Origin of the sequence: Streptomyces sp. NBC_00620 (assembly GCF_026341825.1) — a bacterium.
In the GTDB taxonomy this organism is placed as follows: Bacteria; Actinomycetota; Actinomycetes; order Streptomycetales; family Streptomycetaceae; genus Streptomyces.
This window is the reverse complement of record NZ_JAPENY010000002.1, coordinates 337,151-352,006: the sequence shown is the minus strand read 5'-3', so window position 1 is coordinate 352,006 and position 14,856 is coordinate 337,151. Positions and strand designations below refer to the sequence as shown.

The window sequence follows — 14,856 nt, the reverse complement described above, 5'->3', positions numbered from 1 at the left end:
CGCATCCTGAGATGCGGCGCCCCCTTCGACGTACAGAAAACCGTCAGCTCTTCTTGGCCGACTCGGCCTCGTCCGCCGCGGACTCCTTGGACTCCGAGGGCTCAGCGTCCTCGTCGGACTCCGGGGCCTCGGCGTCAGCCGGCTCCGCGTCAGCGGACTCCGTATCGGCCGGCTCGGCCTTGTCCAGGTCGACGGCGTCACCGTCGCCCTCACTGTCACCCTCGCCGGAGGCCACCGCGGCCGGCTCCACGACCTCCTCGCGCCCCGGCCGCATCCGCGCCGAGAGCACGAGGTAGACCACCGCGAGGAGGAAGACCACGATCGCGGTCCAGTTGTTGAGACGCATGCCCAGGACGTGGTGGGCCTCGTCGACGCGCAGGTACTCGATCCAGAAACGGCCGACGCAGTACGCGGCGACGTACAGCGCGAACGCCCGCCCGTGCCCAAGCTTGAAGCGGCGGTCCGCCCAGATCACGAGGAAGCCGACACCGACGCACCACAGGGACTCGTACAGGAACGTCGGGTGGTACAGCCCGGGCACCCGGCCGTCCGTCGAGGACGTGATCTTCAGCGCCCAGGGGAGGTCCGTCGACTTGCCGTAGAGCTCCTGGTTGAACCAGTTGCCCCAGCGCCCGATGGCCTGTGCGAAGACGATGCCGGGAGCGAGGGCGTCGGCCCAGGCGGGCAACGGGATACCGCGTCGGCGGCAGCCGATCCACGCACCCACCGCACCGAGCGCGATCGCGCCCCAGATACCGAGCCCGCCCTCCCAGATCTTGAAGGCGTCCACCCAGTCGCGGCCCTCGCTGAAGTACAGCTCGTAGTCCGTGATCACGTGGTAGAGCCGGCCGCCGACCAGGCCGAACGGCACGGCCCAGACAGCGATGTCGGCCGTCGTGCCGGGCAGCCCACCGCGGGCGATCCAGCGCTTATTGCCGAGCCAGACGGCTACGAAGACGCCGATGATGATGCAGAACGCGTAGCCGCGCAGCGGAATGGGGCCGAGATGCAGCACACCCTGCGACGGACTGGGGATATAGGCAAATTCCATGGCAGGGTCGACGCTACCGTGCCGGACGCGGCCCACGGCAAGCGGCCCGGCAACGGCTCCATAACGGGAGGTGCCCCCGGCCTGCGAGAAGCCGGGGGCACTGGGCCGGGAGACGAAGGGCTCAGCCCTTGTTCGCCGCCTCCACCATCTGCTTCAGCTTCGCCGGGGTCATCGACTGGTCCGCGTAGATGTTCGTGCCGCCGAGCAGCACGGTCGGCGTGCCGCTGAAACCGCTGCTCTGGAAGGCGGCGTTGGACTTCACGACCCAGCTGTCGTGCGTGCCGTCGTTGACACACTTCTGGAACGCGGCCGTGTCCAGGCCGTCGACCTTGCCCGCCAGCTCGATGAGCTTGCTGTTGTCGGCGAAGGCGTCGTCGGTCTCCTCGGGCTGGTTCTCGTACAGCACGTCGTGGTACGCGGTGAACTTTCCGGCGTCCTGGGCGCAGGCCGCGGCGTTGGCGGCCTTGCGGGAGCCGCTGCCCCCCATGTTCCCGTCGATGATCGTGACGAGGTGGTACTCGACCTTCAGCTGGCCGGCGTTCACCAGCTCGTGGATCGTCGAGCGGTAGGCGGTCTCGAAGGACTTGCACGCAGGGCAGCGGAAGTCCTCCCACACCGTGAGGGTCGACTTGGCGGTGTCCTTGCCGACGGGGATCGCGAGGCTGTCCTTGCCGGTCGCGCCCGAGGGCGTCACGACCGGGCCGGAGGCGTCACTCTTCTTGTCCTTGCCGGAGTTGGCGGCCACCACGCCGATCACCGCGGCCAGGCCAAGGACACAGACCACCGAAGCCCCCACGATCAGCGCCCGACGGCGCTTCTCCGCGGTCTTCTGCTTCTCTCGCTCGACCGCCAGCCGCTCGCGGGCATTGCGCTTTCCGTCACGGTTCTTCTCGCTCACATCCGGCAGAACGAACCGGGAAGGCGCAGCGCGCCTCCCCGGTCCCAGGTCCACCCGTTCGAGTGAGCGGATTGTCCGTTACGTACACGTAGGCACTGTCTGTTACAGCGCCCCTCGCACACCCTTCGCAAGGTCGGCGGCGAGCGCGCGTACGGCCTCCAGGCCGGCCGCCTCGTCCGGCGCGTCCAGGATCCGCTTCACGAAGGCGGACCCGACGATCACACCGTCGGCGAAGCCGGCCACCTCGGCGGCCTGCTCGGCGCTGGAGACGCCGAGGCCGACGCAGACGGGCAGTTCGGTGGTGGCCTTGGTGCGCCGCACCAGGTCCTGCGCCTGGGCGCCCACCGACGCACGGGTGCCGGTGACACCCATCAGCGAGGCCGCGTACACGAAGCCGGAGCCCGCCGCGGTGATCTCGGTGAGCCTGGCGTCTTTGCTGCTGGGCGCGACGACGAAGACGGTCGCGAGCCCGTGCTTCTCGGCGTGCTCCCTCCACAGCGCCGACTCCTGCACCGGAAGGTCGGGCAGGATGCATCCGGCGCCGCCCGCTTCCGCCAGTTCGGCGGTGAAGCGCTCGACTCCGTAGCGGTCGATCGGATTCCAGTACGTCATCACGAGCACCGGCTTGCCGGTCGCCTCGTACGCCTCCCGGACCGTCCGCATCACATCGGCGATCTTGACTCCGCCGCGCAGGGCGATGTCGTCGGCGGTCTGGATGACGGGGCCGTCGAGGACGGGGTCGCTGTGCGGCAGGCCCACCTCGACGATGTCGGCGCCCCCGTCGAAGACGGCCTTGATGGCCTCGATGCCGCCGTCGACGGTCGGGAACCCGGCCGGCAGGTACGCGATGAGAGCGGACCGCCCTTCCGCCTTGGTACCGGCGAGGGCGTCACTCAACAGCTGGATGTTGCCGCTCACTTGGCGTCCCCCTCGATCTCGGCGTTCTCGCCCTCGGCGTCCGCGGCGACGGACGCGTCGGTGTCGTACAGGCCGAAGTAGCGGGCGGCCGTGTCCATGTCCTTGTCGCCGCGGCCTGACAGGTTGATGAGGATCAGCCCGTCCGGGCCCAGCTCCTTGCCGACCTCCAGGGCTCCGGCCAGCGCGTGCGCGCTCTCGATCGCCGGGATGATGCCCTCGCTGCGGGAGAGCAGGCGCAGGGCCTGCATGGCCGCGTCGTCGGTGACCGCGCGGTACTCGCCGCGGCCGCTGTCCTTGAGGTAGGAGTGCTCGGGTCCGATGCCCGGGTAGTCGAGTCCGGCCGAGATGGAGTAGGGCTCGGTGATCTGCCCCTCCTCGTCCTGGAGGACGTAGGACCGCGAGCCGTGCAGGATGCCCGGCTCGCCCGCCGTCAGGGTCGCGGCGTGCTCACCGGTCTCGACGCCGTGCCCCGCCGGCTCGCAGCCGATGAGGCGTACGCCGGCGTCGGGGATGAACGCGTGGAAGAGCCCGATGGCGTTCGACCCGCCGCCGACACAGGCGACGGCGGCGTCGGGGAGCCGTCCGGCGCGCTCCAGGATCTGCCGCCGTGCCTCGACCCCGATGACCCGGTGGAAGTCGCGCACCATGGCGGGGAAGGGGTGGGGCCCGGCGACGGTCCCGAACAGGTAGTGGGTGTGGTCGACGTTGGCGACCCAGTCGCGGAACGCCTCGTTGATGGCGTCCTTCAACGTCCGGCTGCCGGACTTCACGGCGATGACCTCGGCGCCCAGCATGCGCATGCGCGCGACGTTGAGAGCCTGCCTCTGGGTGTCGATCTCGCCCATGTAGATGGTGCATTCGAGGCCGAACAGGGCACAGGCGGTGGCGGTGGCGACGCCGTGCTGGCCCGCTCCGGTCTCCGCGATGACGCGCGTCTTGCCCATCCTCCGGGTGAGCAGGGCCTGCCCGAGGACGTTGTTGATCTTGTGGGATCCGGTGTGGTTCAGGTCTTCCCGCTTGAGGAACACCCGTGCGCCACCGGCGTGTTCGGCGAAGCGCGGCACCTCGGTCAGCGCGCTGGGCCGCCCGGTGTAGTGGGCGAGCAGGTCGTCGAGCTCACGGGCGAACTCGGGGTCGGACTTCGCCTTGTCGTACTCGACGGCGACCTCGTCCACGGCGGCGACCAGCGCCTCCGGGATGAACTTGCCGCCGTACGCGCCGAAGTACCCCTCGGCGCTGGGAACTTGACCCTCGGGGTCGGGAATGAAGAACTCGCTGGGCATGCGGCTACCTCGCAGGGGCGTCGGCCCCGGTTACGGGTCGGACAGGGGTTCACGTTATCGACGTACGCACGCATGCCTCGGGCGACGGGCCCCGCTGGGGGCACCTTTGCCGGACCGGCCAAGCCCGCCGGTTCCTCGCCTGCTTTCCCACCCACCGGCCTTTACCTGGGATGGGTGCCCTACCCGAACGGCAGGGAGGCGAAGGAAGCACCGCAAGGCGGTTCTCTCCGCCGCGACGGCGAGAAGCCCGATGACGGTGATCGGCGGTGCCGAACCGGCCGGAACCACAGTCGGCAGCGGGCGGAGCCCGAGCCGGACGGCGGAGCCGGAGTTCTTTCCAGGTCGGCTCACCCGCAGGGTGAAACGGCCCGGGACGGTGTCAGCGTGCGCGCGCGAGGCGCCATCGCATGCCGTTGACCTGGCCCGGCTCATCGCCGATGACATAGCGAACACGGCGTCCGTGGACACGGCGCGCGGGCGCCCGGCAGCCGCGCGGGCGGCAGCCCCGGGCGAGGCGGGCGTAGGCGTCCTGGGCGGCCGGGAGCGGCACGGCCGACCCCACGCAGGCCGAACCCCCGTCGGGGCGCGGGCCCGGACGGGAGGTGGCGGTGGCGTGGGGCGAGGTGGGCACCGGGGTGTCAGCCCCGTCCGTGGCGCAGGGCGGGGTGGGCCCCCGCCGCTACCAGGTCGGAGACCGCCGTCTTGGGGTCGCGGCCGGTGACGAGGGACTCGCCGACCAGGACCGCGTCGGCGCCGGCGTTGGCGTACGCGATGAGGTCGTGCGGGCCGCGGACGCCGGACTCGGCGATCTTGACGATGCCGGCCGGGATCTCGGGGGCGACGCGCTCGAAGGTGGAGCGGTCCACCTTGAGGTCCTTGAGATTGCGCGCGTTGACGCCGATGACCTTCGCGCCGGCGTCCACCGCCCGCTCGGCCTCGTCCTCGTCGTGCACCTCGACGATCGGCGTGAGCCCGATGGACTCGGCGCGCTCGATGAGGGACTCCAGGGCGGCCTGGTCGAGGGCGGCCACGATCAGCAGCGCGAGGTCGGCGCCGTACGCACGGGCCTCCCACAGCTGGTACGACGTGACGATGAAGTCCTTGCGCAGTACGGGGATGTCGACCTTGGCCCGGACGGCCTCCAGGTCGGCCAGCGAGCCGCCGAAGCGGCGCTGCTCGGTGAGGACCGAGATGACGGCCGCGCCGCCCGCCTCGTAGTCCGCGGCGAGGGCGGCCGGGTCGGCGATCGCGGCGAGCGCGCCCTTGGACGGGCTGGAGCGCTTGACCTCGCAGATGACCTTGACGCCGTCGCCGCGCAGGGCCGCCACGCCGTCCTTGGCCGCCGGAGCCTTCGCCGCGCGCTCCTTGAGCTCGTCGAGGCTGACGCGCGCCTGCCGCTCCGCGAGGTCGGCACGGACTCCGTCGATGATCTCGTCGAGCACACTCACGCGAGCGGCCCCCTTCCCTGCGGTGGAGAGTTGAAGCGGTTGAGCGGCTGACCCGGGTTCACCGCCTGGGACGGTTCGGACGTGTCAGACGCGTCACTGCGATGGTATCCGGAGGAAGGCGTAGACCTCGCATCCGGTTGACGCCGGTCCCACTACCTGGACCTTTGTCATTTGATCAAGGGTGCAGCCAGCCACCGAAGGGCAGGTTCCGGACAACCGTGAAGACCAGCACCAACGCGCCGACGGTCCACAGCTGAACCCGCCCCAGTTCGATCCGCGCCGGGCGCCCGCGCACCGACCGGACCACCCAGACGGTCCACACCACCGCGAAGCCCAGATACCCCACGACGGCGAGCGCGTTGTCCGTGAGCGCCGCCGCGAAGTCCCCGTGGACGAAGGCGTGCGCACTGCGCAGACCTCCGCAGCCGGGGCAGTACACGCCGGTGAGCCGCAGCAGCGGGCAGACGGGGTAGTGCCCGGGCTGGTTGGGGTCGACGGCCCCGACGTACGCGAAGGCACCGACGACGGCCGCGAGCACCCCACCGGGAACGGCGAGCCGCCGCAGTACGGCGCCGGCTCCGGACTCCGCGCCCTGTGCCACCCTCTGGGATTCGGCGTTCACCCCACGCATTCTGCCCCTCCCCCGCCCGGAACGCCCGTACGCGTGAGAGGCGGCCCCGGCACATACGCCGGAACCGCCTCTCACCAGGTCTACGGGACGCTCAGCCCTCGACGCCGACGGCCTCACGCTCACGGACCGGGGCCGCGGGCTTGGCCTTCGTCTTGCCCAGGCCCGCCGCCTGCATCACCATGCCGACGACACCACCGAGACCGACGATGACCAGACCGGCCCAGAAGCCCAGCGGGTCGGCCAGCACCGTGAAGGCGCCGGAGACGCAGAACCCGATGAAGGCGATGGTGACACCGGTCCAGGCGGCCGGGGTGTGACCGTGGCTGCTGCCCGCCATGACTTGCTCCTCGTTGCTGTGTATGTGCTGCGTACGTGTGGTGGGTCGGACGCTCGACGACCATTGTCCCGTACTCGCGGGCATGAGGTGAGCGGGGGGTCTCTCCTCGCGCGTCGGTTCCGCAGGGTCGTGACGAAAGTCCCGGGCCGGAGGTCCTTCCCAAGACCGGGACTCAGGTGACTCAGGTCCCTGCCGGGTCAGGACCCGTCGGGTCCTCGCCCCGGTCGAGCGCCTTCCAGATGTCCTCGGGGCGGTCCGGGTCGACCGGCTTGGCCTTGCGCGGCCGGGGCGCCCCGTCGCGCTCGTACCGGCCCGACATCGCGGGCCAGAGCCGCCCGTAGCGCAGCGCGAGGAGACCCGCGATGAGGATGAGTGCGCCGCCCGCGGCGGCGACGTACGGCCAGGCGGTGTGGCTGAGCGCGGCCGCGGTGGCGGCGGTGTCGCCGGAGGCCGCCGCGGCCTTCTCGTCGAGCGCGGAGCTGTCGCCGGCGCCGAGCACGGCCGCGACGACGATGCCCGCGCCGGAGAGCGCGAGCAGCGCGGAGACCAGGAAGCGCCCGGAGCGGCGTACGGCGAAGACGGCGACGAGCGCGGCGAGGCCCACTATGGCGAGCGCCGCGGGCACGCCCGTGACGTCGCTGCCCGCGGCGGTCAGCGGAAAGTCGCCGCCGGCCACCGTCGCGGTGCCCGCCGACCAGTTCTGGCGGGTCGCCAGCAGTGCCACGGCCGCGCCGAGGGCGCCGCTGAGCAGGGCGACGGCAAGGCTGCGGCGGCCGGACCTGGCGGGTCCGGCGGCTTCGGATCGGGGATGCGGAACAGCAGTCACGTACTCCACTATCGCCTGAACCCCGGGCGAACCGTCACCCGGGGTTCACGTGACACTCGTCCTATTGCCCGAGCCGGTTCGCCGTGTGCACCGCGCGCAGCACCGCGGCGGCCTTGTTCCGGCACTCGTTGTCCTCCGCGACCGGGTCGGAGTCGGCGACCACGCCCGCCCCGGCCTGCACATAGGCCGTGCCGTCCCGCAGCAGCGCCGTACGGATGGCGATGGCGGTGTCGGAGTCGCCCGCGAAGTCGAGATAGCCGACGCAGCCGCCGTACAGCCCCCTTCGGGACGGCTCCAGCTCGTCGATGATCTGCATCGCGCGCGGCTTGGGCGCGCCGGAGAGGGTGCCCGCGGGGAAGCAGGCGGTGAGGACGTCGAAGGCGGTGCGGCCCGGCGCGACCCGGCCGGTGACCGTCGAGACGATGTGCATGACGTGCGAGTACCGCTCGATGGACATGAAGTCGACGACCTCGACGGAGCCGGGTTCGCAGACCCGTCCGAGGTCGTTGCGCCCCAGGTCGACGAGCATGAGGTGCTCGGCGCGCTCCTTGGGGTCGGCGATCAGCTCGTCGGCGAGGGCCTGATCCTCCTGGACGGTGGCGCCGCGCGGCCGGGTGCCCGCGATGGGGTGCACCATCGCCTGCCCGTCCTCGACCTTGACGAGGGCCTCCGGGGACGAGCCGACGACATCGAATCCGTCGAAGCGGAACAGGTACATGTACGGGGAGGGATTGGTCGCCCGCAGCACCCGGTACACGTCCAACGCGCTTGCCGTGCACGGCGTTTCGAAGCGCTGGGAGGGGACGACCTGGAAGGCCTCGCCCGCCCGGATGCGCTCCTTGATGTCCTCGACGGCGTCCTGGTAGTCGGGGCCGCCCCAGAGCGCGGTGTACTCGGGGAGCTCGGAGGGCGGCAGCGCGGCGGGCGGCTGGGAGACCGCGCGCGAGAGGTCCGCCTCCATGGCGTCCAGGCGCGCGACGGCGTCCGCGTACGCCTCGTCGACGCCCGTGTCGAGGTCGTTGTGGTTGATCGCGTTGGCGATCAGCTGGACCGAGCCGTCCCAGTGGTCCATGACGGCGAGGTCGCTGGTGAGCAGCATGGTCAGCTCGGGGAGCTTCAGGTCGTCGCGCTCGCCGGGGCCGATCTTCTCCAGGCGGCGCACGATGTCGTAGCCGAGGTAGCCGACCATGCCGCCGGTGAACGGGGGCAGGCCCTCGCCGTGCGGGGTGTGCAGGGCCTCGATGGTGGCGCGCAGGGCGACGAGCGGGTCGCCGTCGGCCGGGACGCCGACGGGCGGGGTGCCGAGCCAGTGGGCCTGCCCGTCGCGCTCGGTCAGGGTCGCGGCGGAGCGGACGCCCACGAAGGAGTAGCGGGACCAGGAGCGGCCGTTCTCGGCGGATTCCAGGAGGAAGGTGCCGGGGCGCTCGGCGGCCAGCTTGCGGTAGAGCGCGACCGGCGTGTCACCGTCCGCGAGGAGCTTGCGGCTGACAGGGATCACGCGCCGGTCGGTGGCCAGCTTGCGGAAGGTCTCGAGGTCCATGGCGGCAGACCTTACTGATCCCGTGCCGGTACGCCGGAATCGGCGCCCTCGATCGGTCCGTCGGCGTCCTTGAGCAGCACGTCGGCGTCGAAGCAGGTGCGGGCGCCGGTGTGACACGCCGCGCCCACCTGGTCGACCTTGACGAGCACGGTGTCGGCGTCGCAGTCCAGGGCGACGGACTTCACGTGCTGGAAGTGGCCCGAGGTGTCGCCCTTGACCCAGTACTCCCGGCGGCTGCGCGACCAGTACGTGCAGCGGCCCGTGGTGAGCGTGCGATGCAGCGCCTCGTCGTCCATCCAGCCGAGCATCAGCACCTCACCGGTGTCGTACTGCTGGGCGATGGCGGGGACGAGCCCGTCGGCGGCGCGCTTGAGGCGCGCGGCGATCTCGGGGTCGAGGCTGCTGGGCCTGCTGGGCGGGGGCGTGCTGGTCATGCGGTCCATTGTGCCGCGCCGGTGGGACAGGCCCGGCCGTTGTCCACAGGCCGGACCGCAAGGCCCCCGTCCGCCGCTGTCCACTGGGCGGAGTGTGGGGGTAGCCGTACGCTGGCTGTATGTCGACCCATGCGAAGCGTGAACGACTTCTCCTCGCCGACCTGTTGGAGGCCGAGGGCCCGGACGCCCCCACTCTGTGCGAGGGCTGGAACACCCGTGATCTCGCCGCGCACGTGGTGGTGCGTGAGCGCCGTGCCGACGCCGCGGGAGGGACCTGGATCAAACAGCTCGCGCCGCGTCTGGAGCGGGTGATGACGGAGTTCGCCGAGAAGCCGTACGAGGAGCTGATCCAGCTGATCCGTACGGGTCCGCCGCGTTTCTCCCCGTTCTCGCTGAAGCAGATCGACGAGGCGGCGAACGTCATCGAGTTCTACGTCCACACCGAGGACGTACGCCGTGCGCAGCCCGACTGGACGCCGCGCGCCCTCGACCCGGTCTTCCAGGACGCCCTGTGGTCCCGTCTGGAGCGCGCGGCCCGGCTGACGGGACGCAGTGCCCCGACGGGCCTTGTGCTGCGCCGGCCGGACGGCCAGACGGCGGTCGCACACAAGGGCACGCCGGTCGTGACGGTGACCGGCGAGCCCTCGGAGCTGCTGATGTTCGCCTTCGGCCGGCAGCAGGTGGCCGATGTCGAGCTGGAGGGCGACAAGGACGCGATCGCGAAACTGCACGAGGCGAAGCAACTCGGTCTCTGACCGCTGCCCGGGCTCTGCCCGCTACTCCGGGTCGGACCGCTGCTCCGGGTCCGGCCCGCTACTTCGGGAGCTCGGCGCGCCGCAGCGGTGCCACGCACAGGGCGAGCACCCCGCCGAGCCCGCAGACCGCCGCGCTGGTGACGAAGACGGGCCCGGTGCCCCACCAGCCGATCGCGGCGGCGGTCACCGGCATGCTGAGCGGTGCGAGGCCGAGGCTGACGATGCCGGAGACGGAGCCGACCCGGCCCAGGTAGGCGGGGTCCGCCTGGGTCTGCAGCAGCGCCCCGCACAGTGCGCCGCTGAGCCCGGCGAGCAGCCCGATGAGGAGCGCGACACCGACGGCGACGGCCAGCGAGGGCACGTACGCGAGCGAACCGATCGCCACCGAACCCGCCAGGATCGCCACCCCGGCCAGCCGCCCCGCGCGCGGCAGTCGGCCTCGCACGGTCAGCAGCATGGCGGCGGCCCCCGCACCGGTCCCGAACCCGGCGAGCACCCAGCCCATCCCGGAGGCGCCCCAGCCGCGCTGGTCGGCCAGCAGGGTCAGCCCCACGTTGAGCGGTCCGACGAAGCCGAGGTCGCCGAGCGCGATGGCGGCGATGAGCGGCGCGAGGACGGGGTGCCGCCGGATGTACCGCAGCCCGTCACGGAGGTCGCGCCACGGTGTGCGCTCCGCGACCTCGCCGTCGGCGGGCAGCTCCTTCATGCGTACGGAGACCAGCAGCGGCACCGACAGGGCGATCAGCATCCCCGCGAGCCCGAAGGCCGCCGCCGCGCCGCCGAGAGCCACGCACAGGCCGCCGAGCGGAGCGCCCACCACGTTGGCGAAGCGGATCGCGAGACCCCGCATGCCCTGGACGCGGGCGAGCTGGCCGCGGCTCGTGACGCGCGCCGGGAGGGCGCCCACGGCGGGCATGAAGACGGCGTCGACGGTGCCGAAGACTATGGCGAGCAGGGCGAGCAGCCACAACCCGGGGCCGGTCGCGAACAGCAGCGCGGCCACCGCGAGGACGGCCGCGCAGCGCACGGCGTCACTGCCGATGACGACCTTCCGCGGCCCGAAGCGGTCGGCGACCACTCCCCCGCCCAGCATCAGCAGCGCCCGCGGCACGGCGCTCACGGCCATCACGAGGCCGGCCTGCGAGGGCGTACCGGCCTGGACTGCCGCCCAGGACAACGCGATGTAGTAGACGTTGTCGCCGAGCATCGAGGCGGTGTAGGCGCCGAGCCAGCGCAGCACGTTTCCGTCGCGGTGGGCGGGCCTTTCGGGGGCGGCGGGGGCGGCCGGGGCCGAGGCCTGGCGCAGGGTGGTCGTGGTCACGGAACGCGTCCTCTCAGGGGCGGAACGGGAAGCCGTACAGGTGCAGCGCGACGTTCTCGCGCCCTTCGGTGGCGCCGGCCGCTTCGTCGGCGCGGCCCTGGTCGTCGTACTTCCTGATGACCGTGAGCAACTCCTCCTGTAGCGCGCCGAGTTCGGCGGCGGTCAGCCGGAGCGTGGCCTCCGCGTCGGCGGCGGCGTCGTTCCACTCGGTGGGCCAGGTGGCGCGCTCGTCGAGGTAGCGCCGGTAGTGGTCGCCGCGCTCCTCGTGGAAGAGCCGGGTGAAGGCCAGGTGCGCGGCCTCCCTCTCGGGCGCGTCCCGGAAGTCCACGCCCCGGACGGTCACGCCGTCCGAGGCGGGCTCCCACCAGCGCTCCCGGCCGTCCCCGCTGCGCGGCTCGGCCTCCTGGATCAGCCCGTGCTCGGCGAGCTTGCGCAGGTGGTAACTGACCAGCGAGGGCGCCTCGTCGACCTGTTCGCCCAGCTGGGACGCGGTCGCGGCACCGGTCACGTTCAACGCCCGGTATAGCTTCATCCGCAGCGGATGTCCCAGGGCCTTGAGCGTGCCCACATCCGTGATGCGGCGGTTCTCCTTGCTTGCCATGCCCCCACCGTAGATGTGAAAGAAAAATTGCGCAACTAAAATTGCGCAACTTTCCTTTCACGTCTCGGGATGTCCGGACACACCTGAGCCCCGGCCACCAACGTGCCGGGGCTCAAAGGCGGATGACCTCAGCGAACGGGATACCCCGCCCCCTTCAGCGTCTCCTTCACCTCGCCGATCCGCAGATCCCCGAAGTGGAAGACGGACGCCGCGAGCACCGCGTCGGCGCCCGCGGCGATGGCCGGCGGGAAGTGGGCGAGCCGCCCCGCGCCGCCGCTGGCGATCAGCGGAACGGTCACGTGCTTGCGTACGGCCTCGATCATCTCGATGTCGTAGCCGTCCTTCGTGCCGTCCGCGTCCATCGAGTTGAGCAGGATCTCCCCCGCGCCCAGCTCGGCGGCCCGGTGCGCCCACTCCACGGCGTCGATGCCGGTGCCCTTGCGTCCGCCGTGGGTGGTGACCTCGAAGGAGCCGCTCTCCGTGCGACGGGCGTCCACCGACAGCACGAGCACCTGCCGCCCGAACCGCTCGGCGATCTCGCGGATGAGCTCGGGCCGGGCGATCGCGGCCGTGTTGACCCCGACCTTGTCGGCGCCCGCCCGCAGCAGCTTGTCCACGTCCTCGGCGGTGCGGACACCGCCCCCCACGGTCAGCGGGATGAAGACCTGCTCGGCCGTGCGGCGCACCACGTCGTACGTGGTCTCGCGGTTGCCGGAGGACGCCGTGATGTCCAGGAAGGTCAGCTCGTCGGCGCCCTCGGCGTCGTACACCTTGGCCATCTCGACGGGGTCGCCCGCGTCGCGCAGGTTCTGGAAGTTGACACCCTTGACGACCCGGCCGTTGTCGACGTCCAGGCAGGGGATGACTCGTACGGCGAGCGTCATGACTCGGAGGCCCCCCGGTACGCCTCCACCTCGACCTCGACGACCAGACTCGGGTCCACGAAACCGGAGACGATGATCATCGATGCGGCGGGGCGGACGGAGTCGAACAGCTCCTTGTGGGCGCGGCCGACATCCTCCACGTCACGGGCATGGGTGATGTACATACGTGTGCGGACAACATCGTCGCGGCCGAGGCCCAGCTGCTCGAGCGCCGCGAACGCGACGTTGAAGGAGTTGACCGTCTGCTCGTACGGGGCGCCGGCGGCGATCTCCCCGTTGACCACGGACGTGCACCCGGCGACCAGCACCAGACCGTTCGGCAGCTCCACCGCGCGGGAGTACCCGAAGGCCTCCTCCCAGGGCGCGCCGGTCGAGATCCGTCGTACGCCGCTCACAGGGCAGCCACCGCTTCCAGTGCCTCTTCCAGGGTGAACGCCTTCGCGTACAGGGCCTTCCCGACGATCGAGCCCTCGACGCCGAGGGGCACGAGCTCGGCGATGGCGCGCAGGTCGTCCAGGGAGGACACGCCTCCCGAGGCGACGACCGGGCGGTCCGTCGCCGCGCACACATTGCGCAGCAGCTCCAGGTTGGGGCCCTGCAGCGTGCCGTCCTTGGCGATGTCCGTCACCACGTACCGCGCGCAGCCCTCGGAGTTGAGGCGCTCCAGGGTCTCGTAGAGGTCGCCGCCGTCGCGGGTCCAGCCGCGGCCGCGCAGCGTCGTGCCGCGTACGTCGAGACCGACCGCGATCTTGTCGCCGTGCTGGGCGATGACCTTGGCGACCCACTCGGGGGTCTCCAGGGCGGCGGTGCCGAGGTTGACGCGGGTGCAGCCGGTGGCGAGCGCGGCGGCCAGGGTGTCGTCGTCGCGGATACCGCCGGACAGCTCCACTTTGATGTCCATGGCGCCGGCGACCTCGGCGATCAGCTTGCGGTTGTCGCCGGTGCCGAACGCGGCGTCCAGGTCGACGAGGTGCAGCCACTCGGCGCCCGACCGCTGCCAGGCGAGCGCGGCTTCCAGCGGGGAGCCGTACGAGGTCTCCGTACCGGATTCGCCGTGGACGAGCCGGACGGCCTGGCCGTCGCGGACGTCGACGGCGGGGAGGAGTTCGAGCTTCGAAGGCATCAGAGGGTTCCGATCCAGTTGTTCAGCAGCTGCGCTCCGGCGTCGCCGGACTTCTCGGGGTGGAACTGGGTGGCCCACAGGGCGCCGTTCTCGACGGCCGCCACGAAGGGCTTGCCGTGCGTGGACCAGGTCACCAGGGGCGGCCGTATCAGCGGGTTCCCGACCTCGAGAGACCAGTCGTGGACGGCGTAGGAGTGCACGAAGTAGAAGCGCGCGTCTGCTTCGAGACCCGCGAAGAGCTGCGAGGCGGCCGGGGCTTCGACGGTGTTCCAGCCCATGTGCGGCACGATCTCGGCCTGGAGCGGCTCGACCGAGCCGGGCCACTCGTCGAGGCCCTCGGTCTCCACGCCGTGCTCGATGCCGCGCGCGAAGAGGATCTGCATGCCCACGCAGATGCCCATGACCGGGCGCCCGCCGGCCAGCCGGCGGCCGATGATCCAGTCGCCGCGGGCCTCACGGAGGCCCTTCATGCAGGCGGCGAAGGCGCCGACACCCGGCACCAGCAGCCCGTCGGCGTTCATGGCCTTGTCGTAGTCACGCGTTATCTCGACCTCGGCACCGGTGCGGGCGAGAGCACGCTCGGCGCTGCGCACATTGCCGAAGCCGTAGTCGAAGACGACGACCTTCTTGGGGGCGGTCAATTCCACACCTCCAACCGCAGGACCCCCGCCACGAGACACATCGCGGCACCGATCGAGAGCAGCACGATGAGGCTCATCGGCATCTTCTGCTTGACGAAGGAGTAGACACCGCCGAGCAGGAAGAGCCCGACGACGATGAGGACGGTGTTGAGGCCTGTCATGGCT

19 protein-coding genes are annotated in these 14,856 nt (G+C 71.4%); 1 reads left to right on the top strand and 18 read right to left on the bottom strand.

Annotated elements, in window-relative coordinates; translation table 11 throughout:
- Positions 1 to 43: 43 nt before the first annotated feature.
- The 11 genes from lgt to hisI all read right to left on the bottom strand — a co-directional run bounded on the left by lgt (position 44) and on the right by hisI (position 9,366).
- Positions 44 to 1,051 carry a prolipoprotein diacylglyceryl transferase gene (gene lgt, locus OG246_RS20770; protein WP_266465397.1) on the bottom strand — a complete coding sequence of 336 codons (1,008 nt, stop codon included), beginning with the start codon at positions 1,049 to 1,051 and terminating at the stop codon, positions 44 to 46.
- A 121-nt stretch (positions 1,052 to 1,172) separates the two neighbouring features.
- Entirely contained in the window at positions 1,173 to 1,949 is a 777-nt protein-coding gene (locus OG246_RS20765) for a thioredoxin domain-containing protein (RefSeq protein ID WP_266465394.1), read from the bottom strand.
- Between the two features lie 102 nt (positions 1,950 to 2,051).
- Entirely contained in the window at positions 2,052 to 2,867 is an 816-nt protein-coding gene (gene trpA / locus OG246_RS20760; protein ID WP_266465391.1) for a tryptophan synthase subunit alpha, read from the bottom strand.
- Positions 2,864 to 4,150, bottom strand: coding sequence for a tryptophan synthase subunit beta (trpB, locus tag OG246_RS20755; RefSeq protein ID WP_266465388.1), 1,287 nt, complete (start codon positions 4,148 to 4,150; stop codon positions 2,864 to 2,866). Before trpB ends, trpA begins: the two co-directional genes overlap by 4 nt.
- Positions 4,151 to 4,529: 379 nt before the next feature.
- Complete coding sequence (gene trpM / locus OG246_RS20750) at positions 4,530 to 4,712, bottom strand: tryptophan biosynthesis modulator TrpM (protein WP_266470761.1); 183 nt, start codon at positions 4,710 to 4,712, stop codon at positions 4,530 to 4,532.
- A 76-nt stretch (positions 4,713 to 4,788) separates the two neighbouring features.
- On the bottom strand, positions 4,789 to 5,598 hold the full coding sequence (gene trpC / locus OG246_RS20745; protein WP_266465385.1) for an indole-3-glycerol phosphate synthase TrpC: 810 nt from the start codon (positions 5,596 to 5,598) through the stop codon (positions 4,789 to 4,791).
- 175 nt (positions 5,599 to 5,773) lie between these two features.
- The gene (locus OG246_RS20740; RefSeq protein ID WP_266465382.1) at positions 5,774 to 6,229 is read right to left on the bottom strand and encodes a DUF2752 domain-containing protein; all 456 of its coding nucleotides are present in this window, start codon (positions 6,227 to 6,229) and stop codon (positions 5,774 to 5,776) included.
- A gap of 91 nt (positions 6,230 to 6,320) precedes the next feature.
- Positions 6,321 to 6,566, bottom strand: coding sequence for an HGxxPAAW family protein (locus OG246_RS20735; protein WP_266465379.1), 246 nt, complete (start codon positions 6,564 to 6,566; stop codon positions 6,321 to 6,323).
- 181 nt (positions 6,567 to 6,747) lie between these two features.
- Positions 6,748 to 7,401 carry a TIGR02234 family membrane protein gene (locus OG246_RS20730; protein ID WP_266465376.1) on the bottom strand — a complete coding sequence of 218 codons (654 nt, stop codon included), beginning with the start codon at positions 7,399 to 7,401 and terminating at the stop codon, positions 6,748 to 6,750.
- 52 nt (positions 7,402 to 7,453) lie between these two features.
- Entirely contained in the window at positions 7,454 to 8,932 is a 1,479-nt protein-coding gene (locus OG246_RS20725; RefSeq protein ID WP_266465373.1) for an anthranilate synthase component I, read from the bottom strand.
- Between the two features lie 11 nt (positions 8,933 to 8,943).
- Positions 8,944 to 9,366: a phosphoribosyl-AMP cyclohydrolase gene (hisI, locus tag OG246_RS20720; RefSeq protein ID WP_266465370.1), complete on the bottom strand. Its 423-nt coding sequence runs from the start codon at positions 9,364 to 9,366 to the stop codon at positions 8,944 to 8,946.
- Positions 9,367 to 9,485: 119 nt separating this feature from the next.
- Here hisI and OG246_RS20715 point away from each other — a divergent pair, with 119 nt between their 5' ends.
- Positions 9,486 to 10,121, top strand: a complete 636-nt coding sequence (locus tag OG246_RS20715) for a TIGR03085 family metal-binding protein (protein ID WP_266465367.1) — start codon at positions 9,486 to 9,488, stop codon at positions 10,119 to 10,121.
- Between the two features lie 58 nt (positions 10,122 to 10,179).
- On the opposite strand, the gene OG246_RS20710 is transcribed toward OG246_RS20715, so the two are convergent.
- The 7 genes from OG246_RS20710 to OG246_RS20680 all read right to left on the bottom strand — a co-directional run bounded on the left by OG246_RS20710 (position 10,180) and on the right by OG246_RS20680 (position 14,852).
- Positions 10,180 to 11,442: an MFS transporter gene (locus tag OG246_RS20710; RefSeq protein ID WP_266465364.1), complete on the bottom strand. Its 1,263-nt coding sequence runs from the start codon at positions 11,440 to 11,442 to the stop codon at positions 10,180 to 10,182.
- Between the two features lie 13 nt (positions 11,443 to 11,455).
- Positions 11,456 to 12,043 (bottom strand): transcriptional regulator, encoded by a 588-nt coding sequence (locus OG246_RS20705; RefSeq protein ID WP_266465361.1) that lies wholly within the window; start codon positions 12,041 to 12,043, stop codon positions 11,456 to 11,458.
- Positions 12,044 to 12,171: 128 nt separating this feature from the next.
- A complete protein-coding gene (hisF, locus tag OG246_RS20700; protein WP_266465358.1) occupies positions 12,172 to 12,927 on the bottom strand; it encodes an imidazole glycerol phosphate synthase subunit HisF in 756 nt (251 codons plus the stop codon).
- Positions 12,924 to 13,322, bottom strand: coding sequence for a RidA family protein (locus OG246_RS20695; RefSeq protein WP_266465355.1), 399 nt, complete (start codon positions 13,320 to 13,322; stop codon positions 12,924 to 12,926). Before OG246_RS20695 ends, hisF begins: the two co-directional genes overlap by 4 nt.
- Complete coding sequence (gene priA, locus OG246_RS20690; RefSeq protein WP_266465352.1) at positions 13,319 to 14,050, bottom strand: bifunctional 1-(5-phosphoribosyl)-5-((5-phosphoribosylamino)methylideneamino)imidazole-4-carboxamide isomerase/phosphoribosylanthranilate isomerase PriA; 732 nt, start codon at positions 14,048 to 14,050, stop codon at positions 13,319 to 13,321. Before priA ends, OG246_RS20695 begins: the two co-directional genes overlap by 4 nt.
- Positions 14,050 to 14,697, bottom strand: a complete 648-nt coding sequence (hisH, locus tag OG246_RS20685) for an imidazole glycerol phosphate synthase subunit HisH (protein ID WP_266465349.1) — start codon at positions 14,695 to 14,697, stop codon at positions 14,050 to 14,052. Before hisH ends, priA begins: the two co-directional genes overlap by 1 nt.
- Positions 14,688 to 14,852, bottom strand: a complete 165-nt coding sequence (locus OG246_RS20680; protein WP_266465347.1) for a hypothetical protein — start codon at positions 14,850 to 14,852, stop codon at positions 14,688 to 14,690. Before OG246_RS20680 ends, hisH begins: the two co-directional genes overlap by 10 nt.
- Positions 14,853 to 14,856: the final 4 nt, after the last annotated feature.